Below are 23,594 nucleotides of genomic sequence, written 5' to 3'. Positions count from 1 at the left end.
TAGACGGTGTCCCGTAAATGCTCTGGGACATGCTGGCTGACCTGCTTGTTTGCCTGTCATCCGGTGAGGGTGAGGTTGTGTAGGCGGGCGATGCCGAGCATGGCGTGGTGGACGCCGTCGCCCTTGAGGCGGCAGTCGCGGAGGATCTTCCAGCTCTTCATGCGGGCGAAGGTGTGCTCGACGCGGGCGCGGACCTTGCGGTGGGAGGCGTTGTGCTCCTCCTTCCAGGCCGGCAGTTCCTCCTCCTTGTGCCGGCGGTAGTGCGGGATGGTCAGGCCGGTGCCCCGGTAGCCGCCGTCGGCGATCACCGTGGGGGTGGTGCCGACGGCGGCCTTCGCGCCGGAGTCCTGCCAGGCCCGGCAGTCGTTGCGGTTGCCGGGCAGCGGCTTGCCGACGGCGACCACGAGGCGGGTGTCAGCGTCGATGACGACCTGGTGGTTGGTGGAGTAGCGGTAGTTCTTGCTGGAGGCGGCCACGGTCCGATCGCGGGTGGGGACCAGCGTGCCGTCCACGATGAGCACGGTCTCCCTACGGAACCGCCGCCGGGGCTGGAGGGCGAGAGCCGGCCCGAGGTGGGCGACGATCCGGTCGGCCGCCGACTTCGAGACGCCGAACAGCGGGCCAAGTTGACGCAGGGTGAGGTTGGTGCGCCAGTACGCGGCCACCAGCAGCACCCGGTCCTCCAACGGCAGCGACCACGGCCGGCCCTTGCGGACCGGATCGGCCCCCTCACGCCGCAGCGCGGTGATCAGCTTGTTGAACTGCCGCGGGCTCAGCCCGGTGAACGGACCTATCCACGAGGGCTCCGACGCCGTGATCACACCAGCCACGGCGAGATCATCTCACCTCTGACCAGCAGTTACGGGACAACCTCTAGGACCTGTCTGATAATTGATCTTGTGGTGGGTCGTGGTGAGCTGACGGATGCGGCGTGGGAGCGGATAGCGCCCTTGTTGCCTGGTGTTGACGGGCGTGGACGGCCGTGGCGGGAACACCGGCAGGTCATCAACGGGGTGTTGTGGCGGTTGCGGACCGGTGCTCCGTGGCGTGACCTGCCGGAGCGATATGGGCCGTGGCGGACGGTCTATGAGCGGTTCGCCCGCTGGGAGGCGGACGGAACCTGGGCCCGCCTGCTCGAACAGGCCCAGGTCCGGGACGACTCCGTCGGAGCCGTGGAGTGGACCGTGTCGGTCGACTCCACGGTCAGCCGGGCTCACCAGCACTCTGCCGGTGCCCGCAAAAAGGGGCGGCGACGGGGGACGAACTGGAAGATCCGGCACGTCCGTCGGCTGGCCAGGCGCTGGGCCGGTCCCGCGGTGGGCTGACCACCGAGGTCCATCCCGCCTGCGACGGCCGGGGTCTGGCCCTGGCCGTCGTCGTCACGCCGGGCAACGTCAACGACTCCACCGTCTTCGGCACGGTCATGGACGAGCTGAGAGTGCCTCGGGCCGGTGCCGGACGGCCCCGCCGCAGGCCCGACACGGTCATCGCGGACAAGGCCTACTCGTCCCGCGCAATCCGCCAGGTCCTGCGCGGGCGGGGCATCCGGACGGTGATCCCGGAACGGGCAGACCAGAAGGCCAACCGTGTGCGGCGAGGGAAGGCCGGCGGGAGACCGCCGGCCTTCGACCGCGAGCTCTACAAGGCCCGCAACATGGTCGAACGCTGCTTCAACCGCCTCAAGCAGTTCCGCGCGATCGCGACCCGCTTCGACAAGCTTGCCGCCCGCTACAAGGCCGGAGTACACCTCGCCTCGCTCATCCTCTGGCTCCGCGAACCCACCCAAGATCGTTTGTCAGACAGGTCCTAGGCCTTCGCGACCGCAACCGTGAGCTTCGCGTCCGTGGCGGCGATCACTTCATCGACGCTGACGTCGGTGGCGGTCTCGACAAGGACGAGGCCGTTCTCCGTCACATCGATCACAGCCATGTCGGTGATGATCCGGTCGATGACGCACCGGCCGGTCAGGGGAAGTGTGCAGTGCTCGAGGATCTTCGCGTCGCCGATACGAGTGGTGTGCTCCATCAGCGCGATGAGCCGCTCGGCGCCGTGGACGAGGTCCATCGCGCCACCCATTCCCTTGACCATCTTGCCGGGGATCATCCAGTTGGCGAGGTCTCCTTGGGCCGACACTTGCATGGCACCGAGGATCGCGACGTCGATCTTCCCGCCCCGGATCATCCCGAAGCTCGTCGCGGAGTCGAAGAACGACGCACCCGGCAGCACCGTCACTGTTTCCTTGCCCGCGTTGATGAGGTCGGGGTTCACCTGATCGGGCGCCGGGTACGGGCCGACGCCGAGAATGCCGTTTTCCGACTGCAGCACGATGTCGACGCCCCGTGGGATGAAGTTCGGGACGAGCGTCGGCAGGCCGATGCCGAGGTTGACGTACTGGCCATCGCGCAGTTCGCGGGCCGCGCGCGCGGCCATCCCGGTGCGGCTAAGCATGTGAGCCGGCTCCTTCCTCCAGACGGACGGTCCGCCTCTCGATCCGCTTGTCGATCTCGGTCCCCACCTTGACCACCCGGTGCACGAACACGCCGGGCAGATGCACCTGATCGGGGTCGAGCGCTCCGACGGGCACGAACTGCTCGACCTCGGCGATGCACACGCGACCGGCCATCGCGGCCAGCGGCGAGAAGTTACGCGCCGACTTGTCGAAGACGAGGTTGCCGTGCGCGTCACCCCGTCGCGCGTGCACGATGGCGAAGTCGGTGGTGATCGCCTCCTCGAACACGAACTCGCGGTCGCGGCCCGCATAGGTGAAGGTGCGCACCTCCTTCAGCTGGGACGCCACGGCGACATTGCCCTGGGCGTCGTAGCGGCGTGGCAGGCCGCCTTCGGCAACCTGCGTACCTACGCCTGCCTGAGTGAAGAACCCGGCGATACCCGACCCCCCTGCGCGCAACTTCTCGGCAAGCGTGCCCTGCGGCACGAGGTCAAGCTCGAGCTCGCCGGAGAGGTACTGCCGCTCGAACTCCTTGTTCTCCCCCACGTACGACGACGTCATTGCGGCGATCCGGCCGGCCGAGAGCAGCACGCCGAGCCCCCAGTCCTCGACACCGCAGTTGTTGCTGACCACGTGGAGCTTGCGGGCGCCAGCGTGCAGGATGGCGTCGATGAGCACCACCGGGATGCCGCACAGCCCGAAGCCGCCTGCGGCGATGCTCGCCCCGTCGGGGATGTCGGCCACGGCGGATGCCGCGTCCGAACAGGTCTTGTCGATCATGCTGTCCTTTCTGCGGTGCAGTCCGGCGAGAATGGCTCGAGGGGCCGTGGCTCTTGGTCGACGGCCATCACAGCGGCGCGCCACGATGTGCCTTCGCGGTCCAGAGCTGGCCACGCCGGATTGCGGTCCTTGTCGATGACCTGCGCGCGGATGCCCTCGCGGATATCTTCGGTGCGGAGCATCACCCGCGAGACCTCGAGTTCGCGCCGCAGCGCTCGCTCAAGTGTGTCCTTGCGCGCGGCCCTCACTGCGCGGAGGGCGACATCGACGCTGAGCGGGCTGTTGCCCTCGATCTCCTGAGCGGCGCGCTGCGCGTCCGGCTCGCCGCGCTCCCTCAGTGCGACGACGATGTCACCTGCGTCATGGCCCGCATAGCACTCATCTATCCACTCACGCGCAGCGCGGAGAGCGGGCTCGCCAGGGTCTTCGGCGAGCTTGGCCACGACCTCGGCGAACGGCGGGCCGCCCGCCCGCTCGAGTAGCGTGATCAGCTTGGGCAGGCTGGCAGCGGGGACGTAGGCGTCGGCGAAGCCGGTGTAGATGGCGTCCGCGGCGCCCATCGTGCCTGCTGTGGCTGCGAGGTGCTCGCCGGTGCGGCCCGGGGCGCGGCCGAGCAGGTAGGTGCCGCCCGCGTCGGGGCTGAAGCCGATCCTCGCCTCGGGCATGCCGATCCTCGTTCGCTCGGTGACGACGCGCATGGCTGCGTGCGAGCCGAGACCGACCCCGCCGCCGAGCACGATGCCGTCGAGGATTGTGACGAGAGCCTTAGGGTAGGCGGAGATCACAAGGTCGAGGGAGTACTGTCGGGCGAGCACCGCAGCGAATCCGTCTGTGTCACGTGCGATGGCGGCGTGCATTGCGCGGATGTCGCCACCGCCGCAGAAGCCGCGGTCGCCGGCGCCGCCGATCACCACGCCGGTGACCGCGTCGTCGACCGCCCATGCGTCGAGCCGGACGCGGACCGCGTCGATCATTTCCGCGTCGATCGCGTTGATGGCCCTCGGACGGTTGAGCACCAGCCAGCCGACCCCGCCGCGCACGATGCCGATGACGGGCCGGTCACTGCCGGCCACGAATGCGTCGAATATCAAAACGCGACCTTGTCACGGCCCTTGAGCTGCAGGATCGCACGCGCCTCGTCGGGCGTGGCGACCTCCATGCCGAGTTCTTCGATGATGGCGCGGATCTTCGTCACCTGCGCCGCAGACGAGTTCGCGAGCTCGCCGGGTCCGAGCCAGAGGGAGTCCTCGAGCCCGACGCGCACGTGTGATCCCATGGCGAGGGCCATGGTGGCGATCGGGATCTGGTGACGGCCTCCACCCAGAACCGACCACTGATACTCGTCGCCGAGCAGGCGGTCAGCGGTGCGGCGCATGTGCGTGACGTCCTCTGGGTGCACACCGATTCCGCCGAGGATGCCGAACACCGACTGCACGAGCAGCGGACCCGAGATGAGGTCTCGTTGCATGAAGTGCGCCAGGCTGTAGATGTGCGCGATGTCGTAGCATTCATGCTCGAACCGAGTCCCGCTCGCAGCGCCCTTTTCGAGGATGCGCTCGATATCACCGAAGGTGTTGCGGAAGACGAAGTCCTTGCTGCTCTCCAGGTATGGGCGCTCCCAGTCGTACTTGAACTCGGTGAAGCGCTGCAGCATCGGGTACATCGCGAAATTGATGCTGCCCATGTTGAGCGAGGCGAGTTCGGGCTGAAAGGTTGCTACCGGTGCCAGGCGCTCCTCAAGCGTCATGAGCGGATTGCCGCCGGTGGTGATGTTGACCACGACGTCGCTCTCCTTGCCGATCCGGGTGAGAAACGGCTCGTAGAGCTTCGGGTCCTGCGACGGCTGCCCCTGCTCGGGGTCGCGGGCGTGCAGGTGGACGATCGCCGCGCCGGCCTCGGCGGCCTGAATGGCAGCGGTCCCGATCTCCTTCGCGGTCACAGGAAGGTAGGGGGACATGCTCGGGGTGTGGATGGAACCAGTGACCGCGGCGGAAATGATTACCTTGCGCTTCGCCATGGGTGTATGTGTCCTTTCTCCTACGCCATTTTTTCGATGAAGCCGTCGACCGACAGCACCTGCCCGGAGATGGTGCGCGCCAGATCGCCGGCCAGGAATACGATTGCGTCAGCGACATCACGGGCGGTGGATTCCTTGCCGAGTGCCGTCTGCGCGACGAACAGCCCGCGGGCTTCGTCGATGCCGATGCCCAGGGCGTCGGCCTTCGCGGCGATGACGCGATCGAGGCGCGGTCCGGCGATCACGCCCGGGCATACCGCATTGACGCGGATGCCCGCGGGGCCGAGCTCGGCCGCCGCTGTCTTCGTAAGACCGACGACCGCCCATTTGGAGGCCGAGTAGGCCGAGCGGTCACGGAAGGCCCGCAGGCCGGCTACCGACGACAAGTTGACGATGGCCGGGGCCTTGGAGGCGCACAGCAGCGGCGTCAGGTGCTTGATGTGCAGGAACTGACTGTCGACGTTGATGCGCATCGTCGCCTGCCAGTCGGCGAGTTCGACCTGCTCGATGGCGGCCGTCGGCCCTGCGATGCCCGCGTTGTTGACGAGGACGTCGAGTCCGCCGAGTTCCTTCCCGATGGCGGCCACAACCTCGACGATCGACTCGCCGGAAGCGGCATCCGCCTTGATCGTCCGCAGCCCCGCGGCCGCCGCGGACTTGAGCGCGCTCGCGTCGGAGTCGGAGACGAGCACCTCGGCTCCGACCTCCTGGAAACGCTGCGCGGTCGCCAGGCCGATGCCGCTCGCACCGGCCGAGACGAACACGCGGCGGCCGCTGAGGCCGAAGGGGTCCGCGGCGCTCATCGTGCCTCGCCCGCCTCGGCTGCGGGGGGCTTGAAGTCCACGACGGCGCGGCGGGTGAGCATGAATGAGAGCAGCAGGCCGATCGCGCTCATGCCGACGATGAGCCACACGCCGCTGGCGGCGTTGCCGCCCGTCGCAGACTGCATCGCGCCCATCGCATAGGGGCCGGCGAAGCCGCCGATCAGGCCGAAGGTGTTGACCGCCGCGATTCCGGCGGCGAGCACCATGCCCTGCATCCGCAGCCCGACAAGGCTGAGTAGCAGTGCCTGCGGGGCCACCATGAAGAAGCCGAAGAAGCAGAATCCGATGAAGCCGATCCATGCGCCGACCGAGGCCGCTACCGCGAGCCCGACGACGGCGGCCGCGAGACTGATGATGATCCAGAACCTCGACGTGTTCCTGCTACGGGCACGGCGCGTGATGAGCACGGAGCCGATGCCGCCGAACAGCCACGGCACGGCCGACAGCACGCCGATCACTACGTTGTTATCGAAGGTGCCGATCTGGGCGATGATCGACGGCAGGAAGTAGGACAGTGAGTACACCGCGACCTGGGTCGAGAAGTACGCGATCGCGATCACGAGGATCTGCCGGTCACGCAGCACCTTGAGGAAGTTGTGGTTCCCGCTGCGCTCGGCTCCCGCCTTGTTCTCGGCCTCGACGAAGTCCTCGACCTGCTGCGCGACGAGCGGGTCGAGCCACTTGGCCTTCGTAGGCCGGTCGGGCAGGGTCGCGAGCAGCACGAACGCGAGGATGAGCGTCGGGATGCCCTCGATGACGAACATCCACTGCCAGCCGTGGAACCCGGAGGCGCCGTCGAGCTGGAGCAGTGCGCCGCCGAGCGGGCCGCCGATGACCGACGCGATGGGGGCGCCCAGGATGAACATCCCCTGGATCTTCGCCCGCTCGGCGTGCGGATACCACTTGGTCAGGAAGAACAGCACGCCCGGGTACAGACCGGCCTCGGCGGCGCCGAGCAGCAAGCGCATCACGTAAAACGACGTCTCGTTCCACACGAACGCCATCGCTATCGCGATGATGCCCCAGGTGATGGCGATGCGGAACAGCCAGAGGCGGGCGCCGACCTTGGCGAGGATCAGGTTGGAGGGTACCTCGAACACCGCGTAGGTGAGGAAGAAGAGCCCGGCTCCGAGGCCGTAAGCGGCGGCGGAGATGCCGAGGTCGGCCTCCAGGTCACGCTGGGCGAGGCCCAGGTTCGTGCGGTCGAGGAACGACATCACGTAGATGAGCAGGAGGATGGGGAGCAGGCGTCGCGTGATGTGCGCGATCGTCTCGGCTGACGGGCGCTGCGGTGCCGCTGCCACCGATGCGGGGGATGCGGACATGGTCATCCTTTGGTCGTCGTTGACTTGGCGATGAGGTGGGACTGCAGCCGGCTGGTAACGGCGTGGTCACGATCAGGAGTCCAGTCCATGAGGCCTGAGCCGGTCTTGCGGCCGACCTTGTTCTCCGCGACGAGCCGCGCAAGCAGCGGTGAGGCGGAGGTCTCCCTGGCGAGGTGGGGCAGGAGGTAGTCCTGCACCCCCGCCAGGAGGTCGAGGCCGATGTAGTCGGCGTTCTCCATCGGCCCGACGGTGCCGAGCCGTGGGCCGAAGCTCTGAAGGACCACCATGTCGATGGTCTCGGGCTCGCACACACCAGCGTCGACCAGGGCGAACGCCTCGCGCCAGAGCGCATGCTGCAGCCGGTTCGCGATGAAGCCGGGGATGTCCTTCCTCAAGTGCACCGGCCGCTTGCCCGCCGCGGTGAGCACCTCGCCCATCCAGCGCGCCGTCTCGGGATCGGTGCCCTCGCCGGGTGTGACCTCGACAAGCGGGATGAGATCGGCCGGGTTGAAGAAGTGCGCCCCGACAAAGCGGGTCGCGTCGTGGACGGATTCCGCGAGCTCGGTGATCCGGAACGCGGACGTGTTGGTAGCGATGACCGCTGCGGGCGCGGCGCGCGAGACCGTGCGCAGCAGTTCGGCCTTGAGCTGCATCACCTCCGGGACGACCTCAAGCACGAGGTCGGCGGCCGTGATCGCCTCGTCGAGGTCGGCGGTGAACATGACGCCCCCGGCGCCCGGCTTCGTAGCCAGCACCTCGCGCGCCTTCTCGAGAGAGGTCGGAGAGGGATCGTACAGGCGGACGGGCGCTCCGGCCGCGGCGAACACTGCCGCGATGGCGTGGCCCATCAGTCCGGCGCCGAGCACCGCGATGGTCAGCTCGGAGACACGCGGTTCACGCAATGCTGTCGTTTCTTGAGGCACAGGAGGACGCTAATGAGCATTCCTGGGCCAACGAAGGTGTGATTCCACCACCACTTCGCCGACGTACTGTGATAGTTCACCACAAGCGGTTACATCAACGGGAAGATGCCATGTCGCCGATAGAACCGGGCCTTGAGGTCCGCGATCAGTCCCGTCGGCTGCGCGCGCTGTATGCGACCGCGCGCTCGCTCACCGAGCTCGCCGCGGTCGACGACGTGCTGCAGTCCATCGTGCGGCACGCGTATCCGCTCATCGCCACCGACCTCGTCTACCTCACCGTGCTCGAGAACGGGCAGCGCGTCATACGTGCGGCCGAGGGCACCTTCTCCGAGGAGTTCCGCGCAGCCCAGCTCGAGCAGGGCGTGGGCATCGCCGGCCTCGTGGAAATGACCCTCGCCCCCGCCTGGACAGCCGACTACTTCGCCGACGACTCCTTCCCGCACTGCGAGCAGTTTGACCGTCGGATGCGACTCGAGGGCATCGTCGCCCTGCTCGGCGTGCCCCTGCTCGACGGCGGCGAGCTGCGCGGCGTTCTGTTCGCCGGTCAGCGCTCGCCTCGCTCATTCCAGCCCGACGAGATCGCGATGCTCAGCGCCTTCGCCAACCACGCCTCGGTCACCCTGCGCAACGCCAGCCTGTACCAACGCAGCCAGGATGCGGTGCATGAGCTCACTGCGCTGCAAGAGGTCGTGGAGAGCACTGCCGGATCGCTGCGTCGGGGCAACGACGTGCATGACGCGCTCACCAACACCGTCCTGCAGGGGGGCGGCTACGCAGAGGTGCTCGACCAGCTCACGCACGCCGTGCCCGGGCACGCGATCCTCTTCGACGGGCGGAGTAACGTCCTGGCGTGCAGCGACGGCGCCCCCGACATAGCCGTCCCACACGTGCTGCCCGATCGCTCACACAAAGCCACCGCGGCGTCGCGCGTCGCACAGGTCGATGTCGACGCCGGGCTGCACGCCCTGATCGTCGATGTCGTCGCCGCACACGACCGACTCGGCCTCCTCGTCCACGTCTCCGAGAGAGTGCAGAGCAGCGAGGACAACTACATCATCGAACGCTGCGGTCAGATCCTCGCCATGCTCGTGCTGCGCAACCGCGCCGTCGTCGAAGCTGGTCAGCGCGCCCGCGGCGAGCTGACCAGCGAGATCCTCCGCACCCGCGGTCCGATCGAACGCGACACGTTGGCCAGAGCGAATGCGCGCGGCATCACGGTGCACTCGTACTCGCACAGCATCTGCGTCGCGATGGATCCGGAAGGAATCTCCTCGACCCTCGCTGCGGTCAACGCGACCGGCGATGGGAAGTCGGCCCTCTTCGGCGAATTCCGCGGCACGATCGTCGGGCTGTGCGGCGGTGAAGCCGCCGAGCGTGCGGCGCGAGTTACCAGCGCGGTCGCGGGCACCGGCGCGCACGCCTTCGCCGTATGTTACGCGCCGTTCAGCGCGCGCCGGCCCGTCGAAGCGCAGTTGGCGACGCTCGTGCGCAGCACGCTCGTGGCCCGTTCGCTCGGCATGACCGGCGCTCCCGTGGAAACGGCGACGCTCACGCCGTATGCGACGGTCTTCGACCCCTCTCGGCACGTTGACCTGGCTGCCTTCGTCGAAGGGCACCTCGGGCCGCTCCTGCAGTACGACGCTGACCGCGGGACCGATCTCGCAGGGACGGTCACGCAGTACTTCGCGCAGGACGCCAGTCTGCGCCGCACAGCTGACGCCCTGTTCATCCACTCGAACACGCTCGTGAAGCGACTCAGCCGGGTCGACGAGCTGCTCGGCCCGACTTGGCGGCACACTCCGCGCAGCACGCTCGTGGCGCTCGCGTGCCAGCTGCGGACCCTCGTCGAGCAAGTCGATCCATCGTTCACCGGGTGAGCGGCCGGTGGGACAGTCCACCACCGAACCCCGACTTCAGTGGCGTTTGTCCACCTCATTTCCCGCTTCTCGCGTAGCTATCGTGGCGCTACGCCGTTCCCCGGACCAAGACGGGAACCACAGCGGAAAGGAAGTCATGCCGCTCACGCGCATCACGACATGGGTCCGACGTTCTACAAGGGAGCAGCCACGATGAGCACCCTCTTCGTCGGCCTTGGCAAGATGGGCGTGCCGATGGCCCGCAACTACGCCGCACAGCACGCCGTCGTGCTCTACGACGTCGGCCCCTCGGCTGCCGACCTCGCGGCCGAACTGAGAGCGACAGCGCTCTCCACGCTCAAGGCGATCCCCGGCGATGTCGACACCGTCATCCTGATGCTGCCGAACAGCGTCATCGTCGAGTCCGTTCTCGACGGCGACGACTCGGGGCTTCTGCACCTCCTCCCGCCCGGATCGCTGGTCATCGACATGAGCTCGTCGGTGCCCGCGTCGACACGGGCGCTCGCGGAGCAGGCCGCCGCCGCGGGCATCGCCTACGTCGACGCCCCTGTCTCAGGGGGTGTCGCCAAAGCGAGCTCGGGCGAGCTGGCGGTCATGGTGGGCGGTGCCGCCGATGCCGTCGAGCGGGCACTCCCTCACATCGAGCCCATGGCGGACAGCGTCATCCATGTCGGCCCGTCCGGCGCAGGCCATGCCGCCAAGGCGCTCAACAACATGCTGTCGGCGACCAACGTCGCCGCGGCCGCCGAGGTCCTCGCCATCGCGACTCTCTTCGGCATCGCCCCCGCGACCATGGTCGCGGTGGTGAACGCCTCGACCGGCCGCAGCCAGGCAACCAAGGTGAAGTACCCGCAGCACATCCTGACCGGCACCTACCAGTCCGGATTCGCCATGAACCTCATGGTCAAGGACCTGGGGATCGCCCGCGACCTCGCGGCCGCCCTCGACGTCGACTCCCCCGTCACCGCCACCGCCTGCGAGGTGGCACGGGCCGCCCAGGACGGGCTGCCAGGGGAGAACCTCGACCACACCGAGCTCGCACGCTGGTACGAGCTCCAGAACAACATTTCGTTCCGCTCCCGCCCGGTAGCAAAGCCAAACGAAGGACAGCAGTAATGAGCAGCGAAGCACAGGAATATATCGACGAGATGGCCCGGTCCCGCGGGTACGTTCTTAACTACCACAAGGTGATGGCCAAGCAGGACTTCGACGTCCTCAAGGCAGCCAACGGCCTCGTCTCGGCAGCGTATCTGAAGCAGCGGACGCTCGACCGCAAGACGAAGGAGCTCATCTTCATCTGCAGCCTCACGGTGCTGCGCGCTTCGAAGGGCCACATCCAGAGCCACATCCGGGTCGCCCTCGAATCCGGCGCGACCGAGCAGGAGATTCTGGAGGCCATCGAGATCGCCCTGCCCGAGGCCGGCATCGTCGCCTTCCAGGACGGCTTCGAGGCCTGGCGCGAGCTGGTCGGCGCGGAGGGGCTCGAACCGGCGGTCGAGGTCTTCGACGGCGCGACGGCGAACGCCACCACCACGAAGTGACCTTGTCACCGGTGCCTGACGACGACGACCTCTACGAGCTCGTCGTCGTCAGGCACGGCACCCGCACCGGCCTGCGCAGCGAGGCATATCTGAGCTATGCGACATACGGCGAGCCGGACGGGCCGCAGACCACCGACTACTACCTGTGGGTGGCCCGCAACCGCAGCCGGACCATGCTGATCGACACCGGGTTCGCCGCCACACCGGCGGCCCGACGCGGACGTACTGTGCTCCTCCCACCGGCTACGGCGTATCGCGAACTCGGAGTCGACGTCGGCGCGGGGCATCCGGTGATCATCACCCACGCGCACTGGGACCACATCGGGAACCTGGGGCTCTTCCCGCGATCTACCTTCCACATCGCGCAGGCCGAGCTCGACTTCTGGACGTCGGAGGCCGCGTCCGCTCCCCTGCTCTCCCACTTCGCCGAGCGCGATGAGGTCGACAGGCTGGTCCGGCTCCACCGCCTAGGACGCGTGACGACCTTCGTCTCGCGTGCCTCCCCGGCACCAGGAATCGAGGTCGTCGCTGTCGGCGGGCACACGCCAGGCCAGAGCATGGTCACAGTCAACACCCTCGAGGGCGTCGTACTGCTGACCTCCGACGTCGTGCACTTCACTGAGGAGCTCGAGCGGCGCATGCCGTTCATCTCAGTGACCGATCTGCCCGGCATGTACCGGGGCTTCGGCCTCGTCTCGGAGCTGATGAGTTCCGGCGCAGTGCGGCGCATCGTTACCGGGCACGATCCTTGCGAACTCGACCACCTCCTCCGCCTCACGGGACCGATCGGCGAGCACGCAGGGGTGATCGGCGCCCTGCCGGGAACGCCGATCCGCTCGAACAGCTGACCCGGCGACCGAAGGGGCCGCAACAACAGTGACCAAGCGACAAAGACATCCACCGCCCACGTTATGGCCCACTCCCGCACATGGACCAGCGGGGAGGACCTGATCCGCCAGCTGGCGACCAGCACCTCGATGACCTGTCCGTGCGTCAGCTCAGCCACTTCACGCACTGGGCACGCGTCATCAAGAAACCCTCGAGAACAATGCTCAGCCGTGAAGGCTGGTAAGGGGATCTCAAGTCATGTCTTCCGGAACGAACAGCTCGGTGATCGTCGCGGGCGCTCGTACGCCCATGGGACGACTGCTCGGCTCGCTGAAGCCCTTCTCGGGAGCCGACCTCGGCGGCTTCGCGATCAAGGCCGCCCTCGACCGTGCGGGAATCGGGGGCGACCAGGTGCAGTACGTGATCATGGGCCAGGTGCTGCAGGCCGGTGCCGGGCAGATCCCCGCGCGGCAGGCCGCGGTCAAGGCCGGTATCCCGATGAGTGTCCCGGCGCTCACCATCAACAAGGTGTGCCTGTCCGGACTGGATGCCGTCGCGCTCGCCGACCAGCTGATCCGTGCGGGTGAGTTCGACGTGGTCGTGGCCGGCGGCCAGGAGTCCATGACCAACGCCCCGCATCTCCTGCCGAAGTCCCGCGAGGGCTACAAGTACGGCGCGGTGCAGATGCTGGACGCGATGGCCCACGACGGTCTGACCGACTCCTTCGAGGGCATCGCCATGGGAGAGTCGGCGGAGAAGCACAACACCCGCCTGGGCCTCGCGCGCGCCGAGCAGGACGAGATCGCCGCCCTGTCCCACCAGCGGGCCGCTGCAGCGCAGAGGAACGGCGTCTTCGAGGCCGAGATCACCCCGGTGGAGATCCCCCAGCACAAGGGCGACCCGGTCCTGTTCAGCAAGGACGAGGGCATCCGCGGCGACACCACGGCGGAGTCGCTGAGCAGGCTGCGCCCGGCCTTCGCCAAGGATGGCACGATCACCGCCGGCTCCTCCTCGCAGATCTCCGACGGCGCCGCGGCCGTGGTCGTGATGAGCAAGGCCAAGGCCGAGGAGCTGGGCCTGGACTGGATCGCCGAGATCGGCGCCCACGGCAACGCGGCCGGCCCGGACAACTCGCTGCACTCCCAGCCGTCCAATGCCATCCGACACGCCCTGAAGAAGGAGGGCCTGGAGGTCTCCGACCTGGACCTCATCGAGATCAACGAGGCGTTCGCCGCCGTGGCCGTGCAGTCAATGAAGGACCTCGGCGTGGCCACCGAAAAGGTGAACGTGAACGGCGGCGCCATCGCACTCGGTCACCCGATCGGAATGTCCGGCGCACGTCTCGTACTCCACCTGGCTCTGGAGCTGAAGCGGCGCGGCGGCGGCGTCGGCGCGGCCGGGCTGTGCGGCGGCGGCGGCCAGGGTGACGCCCTGATCGTCCGGGTACCCCGGGTCTGAGCAACCGGCCAGAGCCTCGCACTGCCTACCCGAGGGAGTATCCATGTAGTCAACGGCAGATCTGGTGATCAAGGAAACGCCAGAGATGACCGACCCTGTCGTTGAACACGAACCTGCTGAGCAGCCGGTCCAGGCTCCGTCAAGTACGGTGAAGGATAAGCGGTTGATCGCGATGCTGGTGGACTGCGCCTGCACGGAGGGGCGCAGCTGAGGCGAGGGCAGGCTGCAGCAGCTGACCAAGCGGGTGCTGGACTCCGCCCTGGAGGGCGAGATCACCGAAGGGCCCTGGCCTCGGATCTTGGACACCGGAGAGACTTGGATCTTGATGGTCCAGGGGAACGGAGTCCTCGTGGGGATGAAGCACTACCCCGCCGGGTTCAAGGCGGATGCAGTCGCGCTGTACCGGTCGCGTCCGGGAGCGACGAGCAAGTCGGTCGCCGCCGACCTCGGAGTGAACACCGGGACACTGCGGAACTGGATCCGGGCCGCCGACGGACTCCGCTCCGGCGCCCGCTCCGCAGTCTGGCGGTGACGCGGTTCAGGCGGAGTTGGCCGCCGCGAGGAAGAGGATCCGTGAGCTGGAGGAAGAGCGTAACATTCTCCGCAAGGCTGCCCGGTATTCCGCCGGGGCGACGCACTGGTGAACCGCTGCCAGTTCGTTGACGGTCACCAGCGCCGATACGGCGTCGAGCGGCTCTGCGTCATTCTCGGGATCGCCCGTTCCAGCTTCTACTACTGGCGCTGCACTGCCCCCGCGCGGGCGCCCCGCCGGGCTGCCCAGGGCCGGCTCGCGGCCCGGATACGCCAGATCCACAAGGAATCCGACGGCACCCGCGGTGCCCCCGCGGATCACCGCCGAACTCCGCGACGACGACGGCCGGGCGGTCAACCACAAGCGTGTCGCGGGGATCATGAGGACCATCGGGATCGAGGGAGTCCGTCTGCGACGCCGGCACCGCACAAACGTCCCGGACCCGGCCGCCGCGAAGGCACCGGACCTGATCGGCCGGGACTTCCCCGCCGGCGCCCCGAACACGAAGTACGTCGGCGACATCACCTACCTGCCCATCGGCGGCAAGAAGTTCTGCTAACTCGCGACCGTCATCGATCTCTGCTCACAGCGTCTGGCCGGCTGGGCGATCGCCGACCACATACGCACCGAACTCGTCATCGACGCCCTCACCACCGCGATCAGGACCCGCGGCAGCCTCATCGGAGCCGTGATGCACACCGATCACGGGGCACAGGGCGGATTCAATCGGTCGTCGCAACGCCTTCATTTCGGAGGTGTTCGAGATCGCTACGAAGGATTGGAACAGGAAGACCGGCGATGCGCTCGCCTGGCCGGCCTGATCCGTCGCGGGTGGTGCAGCGGCAGTTCTGGCGGCTGATCGCCACGGGCATCACGACGGCTGAGGCATCGCTGGTGGTCAGGGTTTCGGTGCCGGTCGGCTCTCGGTGGTTTCGTCACGCTGGTGGCATGCCGCCGATCTCTCTGCCCGGGCCCACCGGCCGCTACCTGTCCTTCGAGGAGCGCGAGGAGATCGCGATTCTGCGTGCCCAGGACAAGGGCGTGCGAGAGATCGCCCGCGCGGTCGGGCGTGACCCGGGGACGATCTCGCGCGAGTTGCGCCGCAACGCCGCCGCCCGCAGCGGGAAGCAGGAGTACCGGGCCACGGTCGCGCAGTGGAAGGCACAACAGGCCGCGAAGCGCCCGAAGGCAGCCAGAATCGCAGGCAACGACAGGTTGCGTGGATACGTACAGGAACGGCTCGCCGGCAGTGTCCGTCGTCCCGACGGCACGATCGTCACCGGGCCCAGGACGCCCGCGTGGAAGCGCCTGAACAAGCCGCACCGCCAGGACAGAAGATGGGCGACGGCATGGAGCCCGGAGCAGATCTCCCGCCGGCTTCACGGGCGGTCCTCCAGTGGGTCACCCGGTACAACGAGGAAGGGCTCCATTCCGCCCTCGACTACGTGCCGCCCGCCGAGTACGAACGCGAATGGTGGCGACAACAGGAAGCCGCCCCGCAGTCTGCCTGAAACAAGATCATCGGACTCTACGAAACCCGGGACAGCTCAGGTGATGGTCCGAGCCTTTTCCCTGCTGCTGTTCAGCGGCTTCACGCAGTAATAAATCGATGGATTCCAGTCTCCGTCAGCGAATCCATGGAATCCAGTAGGGTTGCCACTGTGGCGAGCCGGTCGTATTCGGATCGAAGGATCGGGATGCGGAAGTACTCGACTACTCTGGCGAGCTCATCCAGGGCTAGCTCCACCTCGTCGTTGTCGATCAGTTCAAGAATCGACCCCAGTGACGCAGAATAATGGTTCTGTTCCGATGCTCGGCGCGCAATGTTCTCGGTAGTTGACCGCAGGAGGGCATCGGGTGATTCGGTGGGCTGCATTTATCGGGATACCGTTTCTCTGTGATAGTGAGTGCCGCTGCACGGGCGAACTCCTGCGGTGGCGGAGAGGTTTACCCTCTCCGCCACCGCAGGAATCGCGTGTCAGCCGGTCTTGTTGATGTAGGCCGTAGTGACGCCGAGCGGCTTCCCGTCAGGTGCCGCAGTGGTGCGGTAGAACGCAGTCACCGTGTATTTCTTCTTTTTGCGGCACCCGCAGCCGGTCCAGTATGAGTATGTGACCTTCCATGCTCCATCGTAGACGCCGCCCCAGTCATTTCTCCACTTGCCGGATGTGAGCGTCTTCTTCAGATCGCTGAGCATGGTGGAGCTGGACTTCCAGGCAGACTTCTTCCCCTTCCCGACGTGCTTGTCCTTGATGTGTCGGAGGCCGAACTTGCCGTACTTCTTGCCGTTCGCCTTGACGCTGGAGGTGCTGCCCTCGCGGATGGTCTTCCAGTGGCTTCCGGGAGAGCGCGACCACATGAGGATGCGCCACTTGTCGCATGCCTTGAAGGGGTTGCCCCAAGCTCCGCAGCGGCCGTCGAGGTCGGCTCCGTTGACCGGATCCGCGCACACGAAGTCGTAGGCATTGCAGTTGCCTCCGAAGACCGGGTCGATCTGGAGGAAGCGTGCTGAGGCAGGGTCGTACAGACGCGCGCCCATCAGGACGAGTCCGGTGAGGGTCTCGCCGGACCTCTGGTTGAGGCCGAACCACCCGTAACGCGGAGTGGATTTGTCCGTCCGGGAAGCACCGTTCTCGTCGGTGTCAATCACCGTGGGTGCGACGCTCGTGTCGAGCGGCAGTTGCAGGGCGATGTCACCGTGGATGTTGGACAGTTGCAGGACTGTGCTGCCCGTCTTGCCGGTGGTGGCGCTGAACGTGCCGGTGGCGGAGGAAACGTTGCGAGTCACCGTTCCCTGAGCGTCCTCCTCTATCCACGTTGGGTTGTCGGAGCCGTCCCCGTAGTGGTTGACCTTACTGGACGTTTGGGTCCATGTACCTGCGCTGTTGTCTTCCACGGTCGCCGACCGGAAGCGCAGTGCGGCATCCAGCTGCCAGGTCTGGCGACGGTCACCAGTGGTCTGCCGACGGATCAAATCGTTGACGTAGTACGCCAGCGTGGAGCCGGGAAGAGTGGTGGTACGTCCGTACGCGTCGTAGAGATAGCCCGTCTCGGCGGTTCGGTCCGCAGTGTCGTAGGCACGGGTCGTGGTGGCTCCGGCGACGGTGGGGCAGTCCGCTCCCGGCACGGCTGCGGCCGAAGTAGTGCCGGTGCGGTTGGACCGCTTGTCCAAGGTGTAGGTGCGCAAGGAGCATACGTTGTCGCTGGTGTCCTCGACACGGGTCAGGCGTCCGGCGGCGTCGTAGCCGTACTTCTGGTGTGACCACCCCGAGTGCGAGGCGGTTTGGCCGTGGATGGTCGTGGTGACGGCGTCGTTGTAGACGATCGTCCCGTCGCTGTCCCTGGTGTAGGTGCGTTCGACGACGGCACCCGCGGCGTCCTTGACGGCCGTAAGCGTGTAGCCACCGGGCAGCTTCTCGGCGGCCACGGCGCCGTCGGCGTCGTAGGTGGCGGAGAAACTGCCGGCGACCGAGTCCGTGACCTTGGTGGGCAGCCCGCGGGCCTCGACGGCGCTGTCGTAGGTGTAGACCACGGAGCTGGGCACGCCGTCGCTCACCTTGACCGGACGGTCCAGCAGGTCATAGGCGGTGGTAGTGGTTCCCCCGTCGGCGTCGGTGTAGGAGGTCTCGCGGCCCAGGCTGTCGTAGACCCGGGTGAGGGTGCCCCCGGTCGGCGACGTGGTCTTCGTCGCGCGGCCAGTCGCGGCGTCGTAGCTTGTGGTGGTGACAGGTACGTCCGCTCCGATACCACCGGTGATCTGAACAGTAGTGCTCCGGCCTGCGGCGTCGTACCCGCGTGTGATGGTCCGGGTCAAGCTCCCGGACTTCTCTGTGGTCTTGGCTGTGTTGCCCCAGCGGTCGTATTCTGCGGTCATGACAGGCAGTTGCGCGGGATTGCTGCCGCCTCCCGAGATATCCCCTGCCGGGCCTGCCGTGCACAGCAGGTCCGCCCATTCCGGTCGGCCTGCGCATGCTCCAGTGCCGGTGGCGGACCAATAGGTGCTGAGCTGGGTGCCTGCGTCCGTGCCCGAGGTACCGGGAGCTCCCTGCTTGGTCACCCGGCCCTGGTCGTCGTACTGCGTCGTGGTGGTGATGGCAAGACCCGCCGGGTCCTGGACCACCTTGGTGGGCAGGCCCTTGGACCAGTCGTAGGCGACTGTGGTCACCTGGGCGTCGGCCATGACCTCCGGGTGCTCACGGACTTGGGCCCCTCGGTGGTGCTGGTGATCTGATTGCTGGTGAGGGCGGTCTCGCCCGAGGGGCGGCCTTCGTCGTAGCGCTTGCTGGTCCAGCTGCGCGCGACTACGGAAGATCCCGCCGCCACGAGGGTGGTGCTGCCCGACTTCAGATCCTTGCCGAGTTCGATCCGGCCGAGCGGCCCGAACTTCTCCAGTTCCTGGGTGCCGCTGTCGCTGTACACCGCCCGGGTGGAGAGCAGTTCGGCGCGTTCAGCGCTGGGCCTGTCGCTCAGACCGAGCTCTGCGAGCGCGGCCTTCGCTTCGGTGGTCGTACCGACAGCGGTCTTCCGATTGCCTGCCGACAGCTCGCGCACGGTGTTGCCGTACCTGTCGTAGTCGGTGCTGTCGATGTGACCGCCCGGCTCAGCAAGGTTCGTGCGCTGTCCCGAGGCATTGAGGTACTGGATGGTCGCCCGCCGGTAGTCGGACGCCGTGAGGGCCGATCCGGAGTGAGCAGGGGGGACGGCGTCGGCGGGGAACACCGCGGCGGCGTCGGCGGGGATGTCCTGCTGACCCCACGCCCGTACCGCATCTGCGTTCATCTGGTACGGGGCAGCGCTCCCGGACAGCGGAATGTCGTAAACGACGCTGGTCGTCGCTTGGCCCTCGACCGTGTTCGCCGTACCTTGCTTCAGCGCGGCACGGGTGGCCTTGAGCAGCATGCCCTCGCCCGCTGTGGGGTCGTTGCCGGCTTTGCCGTAGGTGAAGGTCCAAGGCAGCTCACCAGGCGAAGTGAGGGAGGTGACCCGTCCTGCCGAGTCATAGGCGTACTCGGTGATAAGCGACGGCGTGATCTGCGGGTTCCAGGCACGCCGGAGCCGTCCAGTGGCGTCGTACTGGTAGGTATGGACGGCCTTGGCCGTGGCCGCAGCCGCTCCGGGCTCGGTGGACCACAGGCGGATCTCGCGGACCTGTCCGGAGATGTCACCCAGCGCTGATGCGGTGGCAGTCGTGGTGGAGGCGTACACGTACTCCAGGAGGCGGCAGCCCTTGGTCCCCGGTTGTGCCGCGCAGGCTGCCGCGGTGGCTGCGGAGGTAGGCGCGATAATCCGGGTCGGCCGAGCCAGCGTCTTGCCATCCACGGTCATGGTTTCCGACATGACCGAGGTGGTCGAGTGCGAGAGCCCGTCGACCAGGGTGCTGCTGACCTGCCAGGCGGTCGACTGTGAGCCGGTCCGCTTGAACTCGGTGACCGTGCCTGAACTGTCGGACAGGGTGAAGGCCCCGCTGAAGCTGCCCTTGAGGATCATCTCCTCGGCGCCCGGTTCCGGAATCCATCCGTTCTTCGCCACGTTGGCCGTGAAGTGGATGGGGCTGTCGTCCGCCAGAACCACGCTGATGGCGGTGTCGGAGATCCGTTTCAGATGAGTGTAGTCCGACTCGCTCACCTGTGCCTCAAAGCCTGATACCCACTGTGGCCCGAAGATCGGTGCCTGCTCCTCACGTTGAGAACCGGCGTCGGGGCGGCGGGAGAAGGCGGTACGGGTGACGGTCAAGTCGAAGAAGGAAGCATCTTCCTGCGCGAGGGTGAAGTCACCCGTCAGCAGGTTGACCTCGCCGGGACCGATGTCTTCGCTAGCGGCCCCGTCGGCGTTGCGGTTGACCACGACCGAAATGGGGTCGGTACTGCCTGTCGCCGAGCCGGGCCCGGTGAAGTCGGCCTTGACCTCGATCGTCCCGTCGGGCGTGACGGTTGAGGAGGCGTTCCAGACCAGGGGCGCGCTCTTGCCGTTGCTCAGCGCCACCGGCCAGTCGGAGAGCGCTGCTCCGTCCCGTGTAACGCTGTTGGCGGGAATGCGCTGCCAGTCGTCAGCTGCCGAACGGCGCCAGGAGAAAGAGGCGGCGTTGTACTTGCCGCCGTCGGTCACCGTCTCAAGGATCAGGCGTCGCGCGGTCTGCTCGCCGGCCGCGGGGCGAAGGAAGCCTCCGGCGCCGGCCTTGAAGGTGTACTCGACCACGGAGGACCGGTTGTCCGCCTTGTCGACGGCGCGCACCAGCAATGACTGGGCCCCGTTGTCGGTCGGCGTGATGGAGACGGTCTTGTTACCGGTGGCACCGCCTGTGGTGACCTTGGCCCAGGTGACCCCGTCCAGAGACCATTCCAGCCAGTGGTGGTCCGTGACCGGCGGGGTGATGATGAAGGCACCTGCTTGTCCCGCGCCCTTGACCCACTGGCCCGCCGGGTAGTCGGTTGAGGTGACCGCGACGGGCGGGGCGGGTGCCTTGGTGTCGACCGTGAATGTCTTCCACGCCGACCAGCCCACGTTGTAGTGGCTGCCGTCGTAAGGCGAGGTGCGGAACTTGTACGTCTTGCCATCCGTGAGCATACCTGCGGGAAGGGTCACCGAGGCGACCTGCCCGGAGGGTACGTACTCCGAGACGATGACGTTGCCGACCTGTGTATCGGTGGCGCTGTCGTATATCTGGAAGGTGCCGTTCACCTTGTCACCGTCGGCGTCGACGAAGGTGTCCCGCAGCGTCGGTGTGGTGGTGTTGACGACGTAGTCGCCGCCGTAGGAGAAGTACGGTGGGCCGGCCTCCTGCTTGGTGCCGGTGCGTGGCCGGTAGTTGTACGTCACCACCAGCTTGGGCTGGTTGGACGCGGCGTTGGCGGAGCTGACCTGCTTCCAGTGGGTGGTCGCGTCGGTGGCGGCGCGCAGGCCCATGTGGCCGCGGGTGGCCTTGGCCGAGGCCCACTTCTGTACCAGGCCGGTCACGTCGGCGTTGATCCATCCCGCTCCGCCGCAGGCCGCGCGCCCCTTGGTCTCGGTGGAGGAGTGGTGCTGCGCGACCCACGCCGGCTGAGTGTCCCAGCGGGTGGCGGTGGAGGCGGCGCCGGTCTCCCAGATCGTCCACTGGTACGGCTTGCAGTCGGCGTTGCCGGAGTGGACGTTCCACAGGCTCAGCTTGGCGCTGGAGACGAGCGCGTCGGAGACCGGCGCGGTGTTCCAGGTGATGAACGAGCGTGACACCCGGGTGGTGCCGTCCGGGTTGGTGGTGCCGGGATTACCCAGGTGCAGCTCGGTGTTGGTGGACCAGTCCACCGTCTCGCCGCGCTTGACCAGAGTGTCGAAGACGTTGGACAGAGCCGAGGTGGAGGGGTCTACCGTCACCGGGTACCGCGTCGTGGGATCGGCGAGGAACTCCGCGTCCGGGGTGACGACGAGATCCACGCCGTCCTCGGTCCTGACGAACTTCAGATCGACCTTCCCCCGGTTGGCGTGCTCGCCGGAGACCTTGTCGGTGCTCGCGTCCCACATCACCGGTGCGGGCATCACCGCGCGGTTCTTCTTGCCCGACTTCTTGTCGGTGAACAGCAGGCTGCCGTCCTTGAGCTGCTTGACCTTCAGCCCGTCGGTCCGCAGCGGCAGGGTGTAGGAATAACCCTCGGTGGTGGAACGTTCCTTCAGCTCGACGAACTGCTCGAAGCCGGTGCGGGTGGCTTCCACGATCAGGTCGGCGCCCGGCAGGGCATCGGGGTAGGTCGCGCGAGTGCCGTCCAGCTTCGGTTCGGGCAGGCCGCCCTTCCACCGCAACGTGACCTGCTCGTCCCCCTCGCCCAGGGTCACGAGGTCCCGGGCCGGGGCCGTCTCCGCGGCGCCCAGGGTCCTCGGCACCGCGCCGCCCCGCCCTGCCAGGCTCAGCCCCGACGGGTGGGCCTTGGAGGCAACCGAGCCGTCCGGATTCCGGGCCAGTTCGACATCCACCTCCACCCATTTGCCGTCCCGCTGGAAGCGGGCCGGACCGGCGGTCAGCTCGGTCGTCAGACTGCCGTCCTTGTTCACCCAGGTCCGAGAGGTCTCGCTCCGCTCGGACAGGGCCTCGACCCGCTCGCCCGAGAGCCGCGCCGCCACACCCGCGGAAGCGATGTCCGCAGCCTGTGTGACCGTTAGTGCCTTCGGAGCAGCAACGGGTTGAGGAGGGGCCGCGGTGGCTGGACTCGCGCCGTCAAGAAGGGTGACGGACAAGGCCACGGCAAGAGCCCCCGCTACATGGCGCAGGCTTCTCCCTGACCAGATCCGACCACGCGCCTCCGGCGCGCGTATGTGGCTCATCGCTATTCCTCGATTTCTTCATTGTGACTGCACCACGAATGTGATGTGCCCGGTGAAGGTACCGAGGAGGAAATGACCTAAAACAGGATCAGGAAGGAAGGAAAGCGGCATTACTGACAGAAAACCCAATGGATCGTGATCGCTTTGCAATGAAAAAGCAGAGGGAATGCCCAAATAAAATCAAATCATGCGTGCAGTCGCAGGCCATTAAAAAATGGCTCATTTGATACGCCTTTAGGTGTCGACTGGCAACTCCGGCCGGTAAGCGCGTCCAGTCGACAGGGCCGTCGAGGTCCAGGGGCCCGTCGACCTCGACGCGATCGACCGATCAGTTCGCCCAGACGTACTGCCTCAGGCCGCGTACGGCGAGCAGTACAGCAAAATCCGCGGGCTCCCGGCCGGGGAGTTGGAGGATCGACGCAAGGCGCTTGGGCGGGCCGGAGGCCGGGATGGAGTGCGAGGCGGAGCCGGCCACGCTGCGGTCGTCACGGTTGGCAGCGGGCACCTCGCGCCGCGTCAGGACCCGTGTGGGGCGAGGGCGAGGCAATTGCTCGCCCACCGACAGCTCATGACGGTCCGCACCGTAAGGGAGGCATCCCGTGAGCGCCGAGCGCCGAGCGCCGACACCGACGCCTACGGTCAGGAGTCGGCCGGCCCCTATGCGTCACCACCAGTACGGGGCCCGTTACCGTGCGGGTCAAAGGCTTGTCGCGGCGGACTCTCACATATTGAGCCGGAACTGATGGGT

The 23,594-nt window shown here is 67.2% G+C and carries 19 protein-coding genes and 2 pseudogenes; 10 read left to right on the top strand and 11 right to left on the bottom strand.

What is annotated here, in order from left to right:
- Nucleotides 1–56 precede the first annotated feature (56 nt).
- Entirely contained in the window at nucleotides 57–830 is a 774-nt protein-coding gene (locus GTY84_RS09180) for a transposase (RefSeq protein WP_161225643.1), read from the bottom strand.
- 69 nt (nucleotides 831–899) lie between these two features.
- Between GTY84_RS09180 and GTY84_RS09175 the strand changes: the two genes are divergently transcribed.
- Nucleotides 900–1,810, top strand: a protein-coding gene (locus GTY84_RS09175) for an IS5 family transposase (RefSeq protein ID WP_345943373.1) whose coding sequence is annotated in 2 segments (ribosomal slippage) — nucleotides 900–1,248 and nucleotides 1,248–1,810 — 912 coding nt in all. Because the reading frame shifts where the segments join, the coding sequence is not laid out codon by codon here.
- On the opposite strand, the gene GTY84_RS09170 is transcribed toward GTY84_RS09175, so the two are convergent.
- Genes GTY84_RS09170 through GTY84_RS09140 form a run of 7 tightly spaced genes read right to left on the bottom strand, consistent with a single transcriptional unit; the run spans nucleotide 1,807 to nucleotide 8,318 of the window.
- On the bottom strand, nucleotides 1,807–2,448 hold the full coding sequence (locus GTY84_RS09170) for a 3-oxoacid CoA-transferase subunit B (protein WP_161225642.1): 642 nt from the start codon (nucleotides 2,446–2,448) through the stop codon (nucleotides 1,807–1,809). The genes GTY84_RS09175 and GTY84_RS09170 overlap by 4 nt on opposite strands.
- On the bottom strand, nucleotides 2,441–3,226 hold the full coding sequence (locus GTY84_RS09165) for a CoA transferase subunit A (protein WP_345943378.1): 786 nt from the start codon (nucleotides 3,224–3,226) through the stop codon (nucleotides 2,441–2,443). The genes GTY84_RS09170 and GTY84_RS09165 overlap by 8 nt, the downstream gene beginning before the upstream one ends.
- Nucleotides 3,226–4,320: a 3-hydroxyisobutyryl-CoA hydrolase gene (locus GTY84_RS09160; protein ID WP_161225640.1), complete on the bottom strand. Its 1,095-nt coding sequence runs from the start codon at nucleotides 4,318–4,320 to the stop codon at nucleotides 3,226–3,228. The genes GTY84_RS09165 and GTY84_RS09160 overlap by 1 nt, the downstream gene beginning before the upstream one ends.
- Nucleotides 4,317–5,246 carry a 3-keto-5-aminohexanoate cleavage protein gene (locus GTY84_RS09155; RefSeq protein WP_161225639.1) on the bottom strand — a complete coding sequence of 310 codons (930 nt, stop codon included), beginning with the start codon at nucleotides 5,244–5,246 and terminating at the stop codon, nucleotides 4,317–4,319. Before GTY84_RS09155 ends, GTY84_RS09160 begins: the two co-directional genes overlap by 4 nt.
- A 20-nt stretch (nucleotides 5,247–5,266) precedes the next feature.
- Nucleotides 5,267–6,049: an SDR family oxidoreductase gene (locus GTY84_RS09150; RefSeq protein WP_161225638.1), complete on the bottom strand. Its 783-nt coding sequence runs from the start codon at nucleotides 6,047–6,049 to the stop codon at nucleotides 5,267–5,269.
- Nucleotides 6,046–7,401, bottom strand: coding sequence for an MFS transporter (locus GTY84_RS09145; RefSeq protein WP_202550210.1), 1,356 nt, complete (start codon nucleotides 7,399–7,401; stop codon nucleotides 6,046–6,048). Before GTY84_RS09145 ends, GTY84_RS09150 begins: the two co-directional genes overlap by 4 nt.
- Nucleotides 7,398–8,318: a 3-hydroxyacyl-CoA dehydrogenase NAD-binding domain-containing protein gene (locus GTY84_RS09140; RefSeq protein WP_345943372.1), complete on the bottom strand. Its 921-nt coding sequence runs from the start codon at nucleotides 8,316–8,318 to the stop codon at nucleotides 7,398–7,400. The genes GTY84_RS09145 and GTY84_RS09140 overlap by 4 nt, the downstream gene beginning before the upstream one ends.
- Nucleotides 8,319–8,428: 110 nt before the next feature.
- Here GTY84_RS09140 and GTY84_RS09135 point away from each other — a divergent pair, with 110 nt between their 5' ends.
- The 9 genes and pseudogenes from GTY84_RS09135 to GTY84_RS09100 form a co-directional block, all read left to right on the top strand.
- Entirely contained in the window at nucleotides 8,429–10,195 is a 1,767-nt protein-coding gene (locus GTY84_RS09135) for a GAF domain-containing protein (RefSeq protein ID WP_161225636.1), read from the top strand.
- A 192-nt stretch (nucleotides 10,196–10,387) separates the two neighbouring features.
- Entirely contained in the window at nucleotides 10,388–11,311 is a 924-nt protein-coding gene (locus tag GTY84_RS09130) for an NAD(P)-dependent oxidoreductase (RefSeq protein ID WP_161225635.1), read from the top strand.
- Nucleotides 11,311–11,736 (top strand): carboxymuconolactone decarboxylase family protein, encoded by a 426-nt coding sequence (locus GTY84_RS09125; RefSeq protein WP_161225634.1) that lies wholly within the window; start codon nucleotides 11,311–11,313, stop codon nucleotides 11,734–11,736. Before GTY84_RS09130 ends, GTY84_RS09125 begins: the two co-directional genes overlap by 1 nt.
- A gap of 11 nt (nucleotides 11,737–11,747) precedes the next feature.
- Nucleotides 11,748–12,584 carry an N-acyl homoserine lactonase family protein gene (locus GTY84_RS09120; RefSeq protein ID WP_345943371.1) on the top strand — a complete coding sequence of 279 codons (837 nt, stop codon included), beginning with the start codon at nucleotides 11,748–11,750 and terminating at the stop codon, nucleotides 12,582–12,584.
- Between the two features lie 238 nt (nucleotides 12,585–12,822).
- On the top strand, nucleotides 12,823–14,022 hold the full coding sequence (locus GTY84_RS09115) for an acetyl-CoA C-acetyltransferase (RefSeq protein WP_202550209.1): 1,200 nt from the start codon (nucleotides 12,823–12,825) through the stop codon (nucleotides 14,020–14,022).
- An 85-nt stretch (nucleotides 14,023–14,107) separates the two neighbouring features.
- Nucleotides 14,108–14,233: a hypothetical protein gene (locus GTY84_RS34550; protein WP_272919172.1), complete on the top strand. Its 126-nt coding sequence runs from the start codon at nucleotides 14,108–14,110 to the stop codon at nucleotides 14,231–14,233.
- Nucleotides 14,234–14,377: 144 nt separating this feature from the next.
- Complete coding sequence (locus GTY84_RS09110) at nucleotides 14,378–14,554, top strand: transposase (RefSeq protein WP_161225632.1); 177 nt, start codon at nucleotides 14,378–14,380, stop codon at nucleotides 14,552–14,554.
- A 304-nt stretch (nucleotides 14,555–14,858) separates the two neighbouring features.
- A complete protein-coding gene (locus GTY84_RS34875; RefSeq protein WP_161225631.1) occupies nucleotides 14,859–15,113 on the top strand; it encodes an IS3 family transposase in 255 nt (84 codons plus the stop codon).
- 389 nt (nucleotides 15,114–15,502) lie between these two features.
- Nucleotides 15,503–15,934 (top strand): annotated as a pseudogene (locus GTY84_RS09100) (helix-turn-helix domain-containing protein); the annotation flags it as partial.
- Between the two features lie 211 nt (nucleotides 15,935–16,145).
- Here the strand turns inward: GTY84_RS09100 and GTY84_RS09095 are convergent.
- The 3 genes and pseudogenes from GTY84_RS09095 to GTY84_RS09085 all read right to left on the bottom strand — a co-directional run bounded on the left by GTY84_RS09095 (nucleotide 16,146) and on the right by GTY84_RS09085 (nucleotide 23,351).
- Nucleotides 16,146–16,430 (bottom strand): hypothetical protein, encoded by a 285-nt coding sequence (locus GTY84_RS09095; RefSeq protein WP_161225630.1) that lies wholly within the window; start codon nucleotides 16,428–16,430, stop codon nucleotides 16,146–16,148.
- A gap of 534 nt (nucleotides 16,431–16,964) precedes the next feature.
- Nucleotides 16,965–22,759 (bottom strand): annotated as a pseudogene (locus GTY84_RS09090) (DNRLRE domain-containing protein); the annotation flags it as partial.
- Nucleotides 22,760–23,174: 415 nt separating this feature from the next.
- Nucleotides 23,175–23,351 carry a hypothetical protein gene (locus tag GTY84_RS09085; RefSeq protein WP_161225629.1) on the bottom strand — a complete coding sequence of 59 codons (177 nt, stop codon included), beginning with the start codon at nucleotides 23,349–23,351 and terminating at the stop codon, nucleotides 23,175–23,177.
- Nucleotides 23,352–23,594 lie beyond the last annotated feature (243 nt).

The sequence above is a fragment of the Streptomyces sp. SID8352 genome (assembly GCF_009862265.1).
Classification (GTDB): Bacteria; Actinomycetota; Actinomycetes; order Streptomycetales; family Streptomycetaceae; genus Streptomyces.
This window is presented reverse-complemented; position numbering and strand designations above follow the sequence as displayed.